Here is a 12,780-nt window from a genome sequence, read left to right on the forward strand (position 1 = left end):
CCCGAAAATTTATTTTCGGGAAGCGAGTGAGCGTAGAACGACCTATTTCACAGGGGTTTAGGCTTTTGGGAATAGGGCACGCCAAAATAAAAATTGTTTATGTCATTTATTGTTGTATCTTGCGAAAGATTTCTTATAAATGTTTTTCAAAATAATGTTCATTCGTTTTTTGTCATCTTTTATAATTCAATCATTTAGGACAATTTTAATTTAATTTTTTTTAACAATGAACATTTTTGTTTCAAACATCAATTACGTAACTAAAGATTATCAGTTACAAGATTTATTTTCAGAATTTGGCGAAGTTACTTCGTGCAAAATTATTACAGACAAAGAAACAGGTAGAAGTAGAGGATTCGGATTCGTAGAAATGAGTGATGAAGAAGGTCAACAAGCAGTTGAAGCTCTTAACGGTAAAGAATTTAACGGAAAAGAACTTAATGTTTCTGAAGCGAAACCAAGAGAAGAAAAACCAAGAAGAAGTTTCGATAACAACAGAGGTGGTGGTTACGGAAACAGAGGTGGTTACGGAAATAACAGAGGTGGAAACGATAGAGGTGGAAGCCGTTGGTAAACAATCTTTTTTCAAAGAAAAAAATGAAGCGACTCAGGAATGAGTCGCTTTTTTATTGAGGTAAATAGGAATTATTTTTTCTTGACTAAAATGACCATGTCTCTCACAGAAATATTATCTTTTTTGTTGACTTTATTGTTGATGATTTCTGAAAAATATACTTTTAAATGATACTGGTGCAAATCAAATTCTGTAGAGATTTCTTCCAATGGAGTACTGAGTTGGTCTGCATTATCTTTTTCTAATTGTTTTTTGAGAAATGGAGTTAAATCATAAGATTTAGTAACTTTAGTAGGTGATTCTAAATCAATGATATATCCTGAGAAAATATAACCATCTTTAATTGGTTTTGTCTTTAGCATATAATCGTCTAATTGTTCTTCATTTTGAATATCAATATTGCTGAAAACAATAAGTTTTTCGTAGTTCTGAATATCATAATTTCTTTTGTTAGAAAATACACCTTGATAATCGCTTTTGTAAGCATTAACTTCTTTCGATTTAATGATGTTTTGGAAAGAAATTCTTATTTCTGAGTTCACCATATATCTTTCTTTTTCTAATATTTTTTTGAATTTAGAAAGATGAGTTTTTGGGATAAAACTCAGTAGAAATGCTTGTTGTTTTCTTTCGTTCAGAAATTGAAATTTATTTGCAACTTCAGTTGCTACTGAATCTTGAATCGCTTTTTCAAAATTAATTTTTCCTTTTTCTAAAAGTTGGTTTTTGGTTAGAATCTGTTGTAATTCTGTTTTTTGACTTCTTTTAGCGGTAGAAAAAGCATTAACATAAGGAAAAATCAATGCAAATACACCGAAGATAAACAGTGAAATCGGTACAAATTTAATGGTCGCTTTTTTGTAAAAAATAAAATAAAAAACTACTGTGGTAAGCCAAATTGCCAATAGCAAAACGAAATATCTCGGTTCTGTATAACCATATTCTAAAATTCTAGTAAAAATCGCTACAAAAAGTAAAACCAATAATGGAATAAGCGTGTAATAGAAAATTTTGGAGAAAACTTTTACCCAAGATTTTGCAGATTCTTCTTTCAGAGGATGAACCAAAAGCAATGCTAAAATTCCGACCACTGAATAAATTAAAATAAGATAAGAAACCCAGCCTCGTGGTAATTCCCAGTTAATCAATATTTTACCAGCGTAAAAATATAAAATGGTTACATAAATTAATAATAGCGGAATAAGAACAAACTGTGTGAAAAATTTCAGAATTTGAGGGTAGTTTCCGTCTTTTTCGAGTTGAAAAATTCCTTTGTCGTTAAAAATTAGAAAAATGAAAGTGCTTCCTGAAATGGCTAAAAATAGTATGGTTTTAGGGTAAAGATTGTTGTTAAAATTGAAGTCAAATAATTTGTCAACCGCCAAAATCGCTAAAACAACTCCCAAAACCAAAACGCCTGTGAAAACGGCGGTTAAAAAAATGTTAATGAATAAATTTTTATTGAATTGCCAAAAATTAAGTTCTGGTTTTTTATTCAAAAATCCTGAAAATGAAACGAATAAGTGTGATAAAATGACCAGCGCAAAAATCACGAAGCCATTTACTTCTGTAAATTGCTTTTCGGAGTTTGGTAAATAAAAATAAAACCAAACCAAAAATGCTGCTCCCAAAATTTCTAAAAGAAAACCTTTGCCAATTCTTTGAGAGAGCATTTTAATACCAAACATTAGCGAAATTCCCAAACATCCGGCAAAAGCTAATTTGGTTACTAAAAATTGATTGTCTTGATGGTCAATTTCTATTGCAACAACCGCAGAAATAGCTGCAATAAGCGCTGCGGTAAGAACCATAGGATATCTTAAAATAATATCATCGGTTTTTCCCCAGATTTCTTTAAATTTTGTAATCATGATGTATGCTTTGAAGTTGGAAAAAGGGTGTTCTATTTCATAAACTTCTCACATTTACATCCATTATCCAACAGAATTATTTTTTCTTTTTCTTTTTCTTCTTTTTGTCTTTTTCCTTTTCTTTTTCAGGCATAGATAGTTGAACCATCCCTTCGTTCATTAAGTCCACTAACAAAGCATTAGGATTATTATCGTAAAAATTTAGAATGAAGTTTTTTAACAGTGTTTTTTTATAATTTTCTTGAGTTACAGAGATTTCATATTTATGAATTCTTCCTTCAGAAGCAGGTTTTAGATAGTTTTTGGTAACCAAATTTTTCAAAAAAGTAGAAACGGTGTTTTGGTGTGGTTTTGGCTCTGGAAAAGCTAGCATAATGTCTTTAAGATAAGTAGGGCCAAGTTTCCAAATGATTTTCATGACTTGTTCTTCGCCAGAAGTCAAGGATTTAAGATTTTCCATATTCTTGAAATTGAGTTATAAATGTAGTGAAAAATTTAAGTTTATAGAAATGTCTGAATATTAAAATATAAGTAAGCTAAAGAAACCACTGTTGCGATAAATGCTCCCATTATCACTTCTTTCGGCGTGTGTCTTTTCAGAATAATTCTAGAAATGGCTACAAATGATGTAAGAACGAACCAAATAATGCCCAAAATAGGATTCAAAGAAAAGAATAGCGCTGTTACAAAAACATTAAAAGCGGTGTGCATAGAACTTTTGATGAAAAAATTACTGATGTGCATAATCAGCATGAGAATGAATAAAAAAACAATGATGAAAAGCAAATCTGTTCTTTGCTTTGTGAAATACAAAACCCCTGTATAAATTGCAATGACTATAAAATTAAATAGATAAAGGCCGTTTCTCTGTTTTCGGTCAGACACATCCATGTTGGTGTAGTTTCCTTTTTTTACATTCCAGCCAATCCATGAAAAAATAGGAATAACTACTAACGCAATCATCAATAAAATATTGAATAAAGATTCTTCCCAAGTCATTTTTACGTATGCAAAACAAATAAAGAAGATTAACAGTGAAAAAAGTGGATTGAGTAGGTTAGAAATTACTTTAGAAAGGAATACAACAGCAGAAAAATTTTTCTTAGACATGGATTTATAAATGTTTTTTCAAAAATATAATATTTAAAGAAACAAATATCATCATTATTTGTGACATAAGTTTTCTTATAAACAAAAGAATTTTACTATTTTTGCATATTATTCAGAAAAATGCTCTTTAAAGGCATTTTAAATTTTGAAAAATCAACAAATTAAAACTTATCAATGAAAGAGTTTTCTAAAGAAGTTTATTTGCAATGGTATGCAGATATGACAATGTGGAGAAGGTTTGAAGACAAATGCCGTTCTCTTTATCTAAAACAAAAAATTAGAGGTTTTTTACACTTATACAATGGCCAAGAAGCTATTCCTGCAGGATTTGTACACGCGATGGATCTTACTAAAGATGCTATGATTACAGCATACAGATGTCATGTTCATCCTATGGCAATGGGAGTAGACCCTAAGAGAATTATGGCTGAATTGTGCGGTAAAGCTACGGGAACTTCTAACGGACTAGGTGGTTCTATGCACATTTTCTCAAAAGAGCATAGATTCTACGGAGGTCACGGAATTGTAGGTGGTCAGATTCCATTAGGAGCTGGTATTGCATTTGCAGATAAGTATTTTGAAAGAGGTGGAGTTACCATTTGTTATTTTGGTGATGGAGCTGTAAGACAGGGTGCTTTACACGAAACTTTTAACATGGCAATGAACTGGAAACTTCCAGTAGTTTTCGTGGTAGAAAATAACCAATATGCAATGGGAACATCAGTTTCTAGAACTGCAAACCACGAAGATATCTACAAGTTAGGTTTAGGTTATGAAATGCCTTGTATGCCTGTAGATGCTATGGATCCAGAAAAAGTAGCAGAAGTAGCTTACGAAGCTGTGGAAAGAGCAAGAAGAGGAGACGGGCCTACTTTCATAGAAGCTAGAACTTACAGATTCAGAGGTCACTCTATGTCAGATGCTGAACCTTATAGAACTAAAGAAGAAGTAGCTCTTAAAAAAGAAGAAGACCCAATCGTTTTAGTTAAAAACAGAATTTTAGAAAACAAATGGGCTACTGAAGAAGAATTAGCAACTATCGAAGAAAAATCTAAAATGTTTGTAGAAGAATGTGAAGCTTTTGCAGAAGAATCTCCATATCCAAGTGCAGAAAAAGTTTATGAATATGTTTATTCTGAACCAAACTATCCATTCTTAGATAAATTAGAAAATTAATTTTAAATTCATTTGAAATTTGAAATTTGAGTTTGAAATTCTTTGAGTTTTAAATCTCGAATCTCGAATCTCGAATCTCAAATCAATATAAAAATTATGGCTGAAGTAATTACAATGCCCAGACTTTCTGATACAATGACCGAGGGAAAAGTATCAAAATGGCATAAAAAAGTAGGTGATACAGTAAAAGAAGGCGATGTTTTAGCCGAAATCGAAACAGATAAAGCCGTTCAAGATTTTGAATCAGAATTTAACGGTACTCTTTTATACATTGGTACAGAAGAAGGAAATAATTCTCCTGTAGATAGCGTTTTAGCAATTATAGGAAATGCCGGAGAAGATATTTCTGGTTTAGTTTCAGGAGGTAATTCTGCTCCTCAAACAGAAGAAAAGAAAGAAGAAGTTGCAGTTTCTGCACCAGAAGTTTCGGCTGTTTCAGCAGAAATTCCTGCAGGTGTAGAAGTAATTACTATGCCTAGACTTTCTGATACCATGACTGAAGGAAAAGTAGCTAAATGGCACAAAAATGTAGGAGATGATGTAAAAGAAGGGGATATTCTTGCAGAAATCGAAACAGATAAAGCGGTTCAAGATTTTGAATCAGAATTTAAAGGAACGCTTCTTTACCAAGGAGTTTCAGAAGGAAACGCAACAAATGTTGATGAAATTTTAGCCATTATTGGCCCTGCTGGAACAGATGTTTCTGCAATTGTTGCAGGTGGTGGAAAAGTTGCTGCTCCAGTTGCTACAGAAGCTCCAAAAACAGAATCTGTACCAGCAGTAAATGCTACAGTTTCTACTACAACTTCTACTGGCGGAAGAATTAATATCTCTCCTTTAGCTAAAAAAATGGCTTCAGAAAAAGGAATTGATATTTCAACCGTTAAAGGAAGTGGAGACAACGGAAGAATCGTTAAAAAAGATATTGAAAATTATCAACCAAGTGCAGCTCCAGTTCAGCAAACTGCTGCGGTTTCTACAAGTGTAGCTTCTGCTCCTGCTGCTCAAGTGGCTATGAATTTCGTAGCAGGTGAAACTACAGAAACCGTAAACTCTCAAGTAAGAAATGTAATCGCAAAAAGACTTTCTGAAAGTAAATTTACTGCGCCTCACTATTATTTAATGGTAGAAATCAATATGGATAAAGCTATCGAAGCTAGAAAAGAGTTGAATAGTTTACCAGATACTAAGGTTTCTTTCAATGATATGGTGATTAAAGCTACTGCTTTAGCATTGAGAAAACACCCACAAGTAAATTCTTCTTGGGCAGGTGATAAAATCATTCACCACGGAAATATCAACGTAGGTGTAGCAGTTGCAATTCCAGATGGTTTAGTAGTTCCAGTTCTTAAAAATGCAGATTATATGAATTATAATCAAATTTCTGCATCTGTAAAAGATATGGCTTCTAGAGCTAAATCAAAAGGTCTTAAAGCGAATGAAATGGAAGGTTCTACTTTCTCTATCTCTAACCTTGGTATGTTTGGAATCGAAACCTTTACTTCGATTATTAACCAACCGAATTCTTGTATTCTTTCAGTAGGTGCAATTATTGAAAAACCAGTGGTTAAAAACGGTCAAATCGTGGTAGGAAATACTATGAAACTTTCTTTAGCTTGTGACCATAGAGTAGTAGATGGCGCTACAGGTGCACAATTCTTACAAACTCTTAAAACTTATTTAGAAAGTCCGTTGACTATGTTACTGTAAAATTTTAAAATTTTATATATCTAAAATCCTTTCATTTTTGAAAGGATTTTTTTATTTTGGCGTATCTTGTTGTAAAATCCATTGCAATTCCCAAGTTATTTTATAAAAAGACCGTGCTTTTCGCTGCAAATTAAGGAACGAAATTCGCCAATTCCTTTCAAAATATTAAAAATATTATTGGCAATTCCTCATTCATTTACGCTCGCTTCGCTCGCGCCATTTCATTGCGGGATTTAAGCTACAATCACTTACGCGAAAGTATTTTTTTATTAAATCTTTCATTTTCATTTCTCTTTGAAATTATAAAAGCATCCATATTTTAAAAATTTTAAAAAATCTAAAATCTAAAATCTAAAATCTAAAATCAATTTACTATTTTTGAAGTATGATTAAAGCGAAAAATATTCACAAATCTTACGGTGATTTAGAAGTTCTAAAAGGAGTGGACTTAGAAATAAAAACAGGCGAAATTGTTTCCATTGTTGGAGAATCAGGAGCTGGTAAATCTACTTTGCTACACATTCTGGGAACTTTAGATTTGCCTTCTCATATAGATAAATACGGAACTGAATTAACAATTGGTGATCAATCATTCCTAAAAATGAATGACAGGGAAATTTCTAAATTTAGAAATGAAAACATAGGATTCGTATTTCAGCATCATCAGTTATTACCAGAATTTACAGCTTTAGAAAATGTTTTGATGCCAACGAGAATTTCTGGAAAAAACGAAAAAGAATCTATGGACAAAGCATTTCTTTTGTTCGAGGAATTACACATTGCACATAGAATTCAGCATAAACCAAAAGAACTTTCTGGTGGTGAAGCGCAACGTGTAGCTGTAGCCAGAGCTTTAATCAATTCTCCGAAAATTATTTTTGCAGACGAACCCACTGGGAATTTAGATTCCAAAAATGCAGATGCACTGCATCAACTTTTTTTTGATTTAAGAGACAGATATAATCAGACTTTTGTGATTGTAACACACAATAAAGAACTGGCAGAAAGTACCGATAGAAAATTAGTCATGAAAGACGGACTTATTTTATAAAAAAACAAGTCTTAACTCAACCTTTACCTTTACCTTAAGAAATGTCGATAAAATTCCTTTCTGAAGATGACAGACCAAGAGAAAAATTTCTTTTGAAGGGTAAATCTGCGCTTTCAGATTCAGAATTACTGGCGATTATTTTAGGAAGTGGAAATACAGAAGAATCTGCGGTAGAACTCGCTCAGAAAATTTTGAAAAGTGTAGATAATAATTGGCAGAATCTGAGTTTACTTTCCATAAAAGATTTGATGAAATTCAAAGGAATTGGAGAAGCAAAAGCCATTTCTATTGCTACAGCGCTGGAAATTGGCAGAAGAAAAGCATCGCAAGAAATTCCTGAAAAATTGATTATCAAAAGTTCGGAACAGGCTTTTAAAATACTTTTGCCACATCTTTCCGACCTCAGAACAGAAGAGTTTTGGGTAATTTTCTTGAACCAGAAAAATCAAGTGATTAAAAAAACTCAAATTTCAAAAGGCGGAATTTCTGCAACTCATGTAGATGTGAGAGTGCTCTTTAAAGAAGCTTTAGAAAATTTTTCCACGAATATTATAGTGGCGCATAATCATCCAACAGGTGTTCTAAGACCAAGCGAAGCAGACATTAGAATCACTAAAAATATTCAAAATGCTGGCGAAATTTTAGATATTAAATTGCTTGACCATATCATCATTGGCGAAAATTCATTTTACAGTTTCGCAGAAGCAGGTTTATTATGATAAAGCGACTGAAATATGAAGAAATAGATTGGCAGAAATATCAAAATTGTTTAGATAATTCTGAACAAAAAATATATTCTGCTGAAAAAAAATTTCTAGATGTTACTGCTAAAAATAATTGGGATATGCTCGTTTTTGATGATTATAAGGCGATAATGCCTGTCCCTTTTATTAAAAAATTAGGACTTAAAATAGTGGTAAATCCTAAGCTTACACAGCAACTTGGTGTTTTTTCTCATAAAGATTCTGTAGATATAAATGAGCTTTTTTTAGATTTTTTACAGAAAAATTATAAAGTCTGGTATTATGCTTTTAATGAAAAAAATAGTTTCAAAACTGAACTTAAAAGAAGAAAAAATTTTGTTTTAGAATCTGATTCTTACGAGAATATTAGAGATAAATACTCTCCAAAAAGAAAAAGAAAGCTAAGGTTAAATCCTGATGTAGCAGATTTTTCTGAAATTAAAGAAAATGTATATTTTGAAGATGCTAAAAAATTCATTGAAAATAACTTGCTTGGTGCAGAAAATATAAGAGATAAAAGTAGTTTTTTGGAGATTATTCAAAGATTTTATGAAAATAAGTTGATTGATTTTTATGGCTTTTATTTTAAAGGAAGATTGATAAATTTAATAGCAATTTATCAAGAAAAATATACATCAGTTTTATTAGGAACTTATAATTTAAAAGAATTAGTCAAATTTAATGGAGCATCAAATTTAATTGATTATGCTATTAAAAAAAATATAGAATTAAGAAATTTTGATTTTGAAGGAGGAGAATTACCAAACATGGAAGAGTATTTTAGAGGTTTCAGGGCTGCAGTAAAATCTTATCCTTATATAGAAAACTCTAAGATTCAGTTGCTTAAATCGTATTTTATTAGACAATAATTATTCCTATCTTTGCACCCTCAATTTTTCGTAAAATGAATTTTGAAAATATGCTTCCTTATGCTTTTGCATTAATCATTGCGCTCCCAATAATTTTTTTATTGAGACAATTTGTTTTTACTTATATCAATCTGAAAAACAAAGAGTTAAAACTTTTGGCGGTAAAAGCAAATGGAGATTTAAAAATGCAAGCCTACGAAAGAATGACGCTTTTTTTAGAAAGAATAAAACCATCGAATTTGGTGAATAAGTTTGATAAAGACTTAGCGATTCATGAGTTTATTTATCTTTTAGAAAAGAATATTACAGAAGAATTTGAGTATAACAGTTCTCAGCAATTGTATATTTCTAGAAATTCTTGGGAGAATGTTGTAGCATCTAAGAATAATGTGATTCAGTTGATGAGAAAAACTTACGAAAGTCTTAGTAATACTGCAAGTTTACAAGATTTCAAAACCATATTTTTAATGAATTATGTAAATGGCGAAGATTTTATAGCAAACACTATAGAAGATTTAAGAAGAGATGCCATTTTATTATCTTAACTTTGTAAAAATTAGAAACAAGTATAATTATGATTCCAAATTTTAAAGCACATCCGTGGCATGGAGTTTCTGCAGGAGATGATGCTCCAAATGTGGTAACTACTTTCATAGAAATAGTTCCAGCAGATACAATTAAGTATGAAGTAGACAAAAAAAGTGGATATTTAAAAGTAGACAGACCACAGAAATTTTCGAATATTATTCCAGCATTATACGGTTTTATTCCTAGAACGTATTGCCACGAAGAAGTTAAAAAATTAGCGATTAGAGAAGGAGCAGTAGATGTTTCAGAAGGAGACCACGATCCATTGGATATTTTAGTGTTAAGTTCACACAATATTCATTCTGGAGGTTTATTGATGGATGCGATTCCAGTTGGCGGTTTTAAAATGATTGACAAAGGTGAAGCAGATGATAAAATCGTAGCAGTAATGGTAGGAGATCAAGTGTATGGTCATATCAGAGATATTTCTGAATTACCACAAGCTGAAGTTTTCAGACTAAAACATTACTTCTTAACTTACAAAAATCTTCCTTACGAAGAAGCAACTTGTAGAATAGAAGAAATATACGGAGCTGAACATGCTAAAGAAGTAATTGTAGCTTCACAAAAAGACTATTCTGACAAATTTGGGGGAATTATGTAAAAACCGAAATTTGAGTAAATTTACAAAATCTAGCGAATATTCGCTAGATTTTTTTGTTTTATTTTCAGTACTTTACGATATAAATCATAACTTAAAAAATCTTAAATCTAAATTTGTTTTTTGTGTTATTGTTTTTACTATATTAGTCCCATCAATTGTTAACAAAAATTAATATTCTATGAATTTACTATTTTATTTAGTACCTCTTTTTGGTGTCATAGCCTTACTTTACACCTTCGTTCAAAGTTCTTGGGTAAGTAAGCAACCAGCAGGTAATGACAGAATGAAAACCATTAGTGGTCATATTGCAGATGGAGCGATGGCTTTTCTAAAAGCTGAATATCGTATCCTAACTTATTTTGTAATTGTGGTAGGTATATTATTGGGAATTATGGGATTTAGCAATGCTAATTCTCATTGGAGTATAGGAATAGCATTTGCTGTAGGAGCTGTTTTTTCGGCTACAGCAGGTTATATAGGAATGAAAATCGCTACGAAATCAAATGTAAGAACTGCAGAAGCAGCTAAAACTTCATTAGCTCAAGCGCTTAAAGTTTCTTTTACTGGAGGTTCTGTAATGGGAATGGGAGTTGCAGGTCTTGCTGTTTTAGGCTTAGGTTCTTTATTCTTAATTATTAAACAAATTTTCGCGCCAGAAGCCAGTGTAGACTCTCACGAAATGGAAAGAGCCATCGAAATATTGACTGGTTTTTCTTTGGGAGCAGAATCTATTGCTTTGTTTGCAAGAGTTGGTGGTGGTATTTATACCAAAGCAGCAGATGTAGGTGCAGATTTAGTAGGAAAAGTAGAAGCAGGTATTCCTGAAGATGATCCTAGAAATCCAGCTACCATTGCGGATAATGTAGGAGATAATGTGGGAGATGTTGCAGGAATGGGAGCAGATTTATTTGGCTCTTATGTGGCTACTGTTTTAGCAACAATGGTTTTGGGAAGAGAAACTTTATCGGTAGATAATTATGGCGGTTTCGCTCCAATTCTGTTACCAATGCTTATTGCAGGAACTGGAATTGTATTTTCTATTATAGGAACTTTCTTTGTTAAAATTTCTGACAAAACAGAAGATACTACTGCAAAAGTTCAAAAAGCATTAAACATTGGGAACTGGGGAAGTATTATTCTAACAGCGGTTGCTTCGTATTTTTTAGTGAATTTCATTCTTCCTGAAAATATGACATTAAGAGGTTTTGAGTTTACCAGAATGGGTGTTTTCGGAGCGATTATGGTAGGTTTAGTAGTGGGAACATTGATGTCTATCATTACTGAATATTACACAGCAATGGGAAAAAGACCTGTAACAAGTATTGTGAAACAATCTTCTACGGGACACGCAACTAATATTATTGGTGGACTTTCTGTAGGAATGGAATCCACATTATTACCTATGATTGTACTTTCTGCGGGAATTTGGGGTTCTTATCTTTGTGCAGGTTTATATGGAGTAGCTATTGCTGCTGCTGGAATGATGGCAACGACAGCCATGCAATTAGCGATTGATGCTTTCGGACCAATTGCAGACAATGCAGGTGGAATTGCAGAAATGAGTGAATTGCCAAAAAGTGTAAGAGAAAAAACAGATATTTTAGATGCTGTAGGAAACACTACTGCAGCTACTGGAAAAGGATTTGCTATTGCTTCAGCAGCACTTACAGCTTTAGCATTATTTGCAGCATTTGTAGGAATTGCAGGAATTGATGGCATCGATATTTATAAAGCAGATGTTCTGTCAGGGCTTTTTATTGGGGCAATGATTCCGTTTATTTTCTCATCATTAGCGATTAACGCAGTAGGAAAAGCGGCTATGGCAATGGTAGAAGAAGTAAGAAGACAGTTCAGAGAAATTCCAGGAATTTTAGAAGGAACTGGGCAACCAGAATATGATAAATGTGTTGCTATTTCTACGGATGCTTCTATCAAAAAAATGTTATTACCAGGTTCTATTGCTATTGTTACGCCATTATTAGTTGGTTTTATTTGGGGGCCTGAAGTTTTAGGAGGATTTTTAGCAGGAGCTACTGCAAGTGGAGTTTTACTGGGAATGTTTCAAAATAACGCTGGTGGAGCTTGGGATAATGCGAAAAAATCTTTTGAAAAAGGAGTAGATGTAAATGGTGAAACATATTACAAAGGTTCTGAAATGCACAAAGCTTCAGTAACAGGAGATACAGTAGGAGATCCGTTCAAAGATACTTCTGGACCTTCAATGAATATTTTGATTAAGTTAATGTCAATTGTTTCTTTGGTTATTGCACCTACATTAGCATCTATGTTTGCCGAAAAAATAGAAAAAGACAGACAACATAAAATTGAAACCATGATTTCAGCCTCTCAAAAGAAATCCGTTTCTATGACTAATTGTAATACAGAATGTATGAAAGAATGTTCCACTCAAGGAAAAAATTGTGAAACCGAACATTTCCAATGTTGTAAATAAAAATCTAACCGTCGTATTTTTTACGGCGGTTT

General features: G+C 32.3%; 12 protein-coding genes. 9 read left to right on the forward strand and 3 right to left on the reverse strand.

Going from position 1 to position 12,780, the window contains the following annotated elements; translation table 11 throughout:
• Positions 1-226 precede the first annotated feature (226 nt).
• Positions 227-574 carry an RNA-binding regulator gene (locus tag EB819_RS04375; protein WP_069798372.1) on the forward strand — a complete coding sequence of 116 codons (348 nt, stop codon included), beginning with the start codon at positions 227-229 and terminating at the stop codon, positions 572-574.
• A gap of 71 nt (positions 575-645) precedes the next feature.
• Here the strand turns inward: EB819_RS04375 and EB819_RS04380 are convergent, their stop codons facing one another.
• The 3 genes from EB819_RS04380 to EB819_RS04390 form a co-directional block, all read right to left on the reverse strand.
• Positions 646-2,445, reverse strand: a complete 1,800-nt coding sequence (locus EB819_RS04380) for a DUF4153 domain-containing protein (protein ID WP_069798374.1) — start codon at positions 2,443-2,445, stop codon at positions 646-648.
• Positions 2,446-2,521: 76 nt separating this feature from the next.
• Positions 2,522-2,905: a BlaI/MecI/CopY family transcriptional regulator gene (locus tag EB819_RS04385; protein WP_069798376.1), complete on the reverse strand. Its 384-nt coding sequence runs from the start codon at positions 2,903-2,905 to the stop codon at positions 2,522-2,524.
• Positions 2,906-2,946: 41 nt separating this feature from the next.
• A complete protein-coding gene (locus EB819_RS04390; protein ID WP_069798378.1) occupies positions 2,947-3,555 on the reverse strand; it encodes a phosphatase PAP2 family protein in 609 nt (202 codons plus the stop codon).
• Between the two features lie 174 nt (positions 3,556-3,729).
• On the opposite strand from EB819_RS04390, the gene pdhA reads away from it, so the two are divergent.
• From pdhA to EB819_RS04430, 8 genes are all read left to right on the forward strand, one after another.
• A complete protein-coding gene (gene pdhA, locus EB819_RS04395) occupies positions 3,730-4,731 on the forward strand; it encodes a pyruvate dehydrogenase (acetyl-transferring) E1 component subunit alpha (protein WP_069798380.1) in 1,002 nt (333 codons plus the stop codon).
• 96 nt (positions 4,732-4,827) lie between these two features.
• Positions 4,828-6,441 carry a dihydrolipoyl dehydrogenase family protein gene (locus EB819_RS04400; protein WP_069798510.1) on the forward strand — a complete coding sequence of 538 codons (1,614 nt, stop codon included), beginning with the start codon at positions 4,828-4,830 and terminating at the stop codon, positions 6,439-6,441.
• 385 nt (positions 6,442-6,826) lie between these two features.
• On the forward strand, positions 6,827-7,492 hold the full coding sequence (locus EB819_RS04405) for an ABC transporter ATP-binding protein (protein ID WP_069798382.1): 666 nt from the start codon (positions 6,827-6,829) through the stop codon (positions 7,490-7,492).
• 41 nt (positions 7,493-7,533) lie between these two features.
• Positions 7,534-8,211, forward strand: coding sequence for a RadC family protein (gene radC / locus EB819_RS04410; protein WP_069798384.1), 678 nt, complete (start codon positions 7,534-7,536; stop codon positions 8,209-8,211).
• Complete coding sequence (locus EB819_RS04415) at positions 8,208-9,104, forward strand: hypothetical protein (RefSeq protein WP_083250158.1); 897 nt, start codon at positions 8,208-8,210, stop codon at positions 9,102-9,104. Before radC ends, EB819_RS04415 begins: the two co-directional genes overlap by 4 nt.
• 35 nt (positions 9,105-9,139) lie before the next feature.
• On the forward strand, positions 9,140-9,649 hold the full coding sequence (locus EB819_RS04420) for a DUF7935 family protein (protein WP_069798388.1): 510 nt from the start codon (positions 9,140-9,142) through the stop codon (positions 9,647-9,649).
• Between the two features lie 29 nt (positions 9,650-9,678).
• Positions 9,679-10,296 (forward strand): inorganic pyrophosphatase, encoded by a 618-nt coding sequence (locus EB819_RS04425; RefSeq protein ID WP_069798390.1) that lies wholly within the window; start codon positions 9,679-9,681, stop codon positions 10,294-10,296.
• A gap of 178 nt (positions 10,297-10,474) precedes the next feature.
• A complete protein-coding gene (locus tag EB819_RS04430; protein WP_083250159.1) occupies positions 10,475-12,748 on the forward strand; it encodes a sodium-translocating pyrophosphatase in 2,274 nt (757 codons plus the stop codon).
• The last annotated feature ends 32 nt before the right edge of the window (positions 12,749-12,780 follow it).

Origin of the sequence: Cloacibacterium normanense (assembly GCF_003860565.1) — a bacterium.
GTDB lineage: Bacteria > Bacteroidota > Bacteroidia > Flavobacteriales > Weeksellaceae > Cloacibacterium > Cloacibacterium normanense.

Bases quoted from the DNA above. Each gene is read 5' to 3' on its own strand.
- EB819_RS04375 (WP_069798372.1), top strand. From the start codon at position 227: ATGAACATTTTTGTTTCAAACATCAATTACGTAACTAAAGATTATCAG.
- EB819_RS04380 (WP_069798374.1), bottom strand. From the start codon at position 2,445: ATGATTACAAAATTTAAAGAAATCTGGGGAAAAACCGATGATATTATT.
- EB819_RS04385 (WP_069798376.1), bottom strand. From the start codon at position 2,905: ATGGAAAATCTTAAATCCTTGACTTCTGGCGAAGAACAAGTCATGAAA.
- EB819_RS04390 (WP_069798378.1), bottom strand. From the start codon at position 3,555: ATGTCTAAGAAAAATTTTTCTGCTGTTGTATTCCTTTCTAAAGTAATT.
- pdhA (WP_069798380.1), top strand. From the start codon at position 3,730: ATGAAAGAGTTTTCTAAAGAAGTTTATTTGCAATGGTATGCAGATATG.
- EB819_RS04400 (WP_069798510.1), top strand. From the start codon at position 4,828: ATGGCTGAAGTAATTACAATGCCCAGACTTTCTGATACAATGACCGAG.
- EB819_RS04405 (WP_069798382.1), top strand. From the start codon at position 6,827: ATGATTAAAGCGAAAAATATTCACAAATCTTACGGTGATTTAGAAGTT.
- radC (WP_069798384.1), top strand. From the start codon at position 7,534: ATGTCGATAAAATTCCTTTCTGAAGATGACAGACCAAGAGAAAAATTT.
- EB819_RS04415 (WP_083250158.1), top strand. From the start codon at position 8,208: ATGATAAAGCGACTGAAATATGAAGAAATAGATTGGCAGAAATATCAA.
- EB819_RS04420 (WP_069798388.1), top strand. From the start codon at position 9,140: ATGAATTTTGAAAATATGCTTCCTTATGCTTTTGCATTAATCATTGCG.
- EB819_RS04425 (WP_069798390.1), top strand. From the start codon at position 9,679: ATGATTCCAAATTTTAAAGCACATCCGTGGCATGGAGTTTCTGCAGGA.
- EB819_RS04430 (WP_083250159.1), top strand. From the start codon at position 10,475: ATGAATTTACTATTTTATTTAGTACCTCTTTTTGGTGTCATAGCCTTA.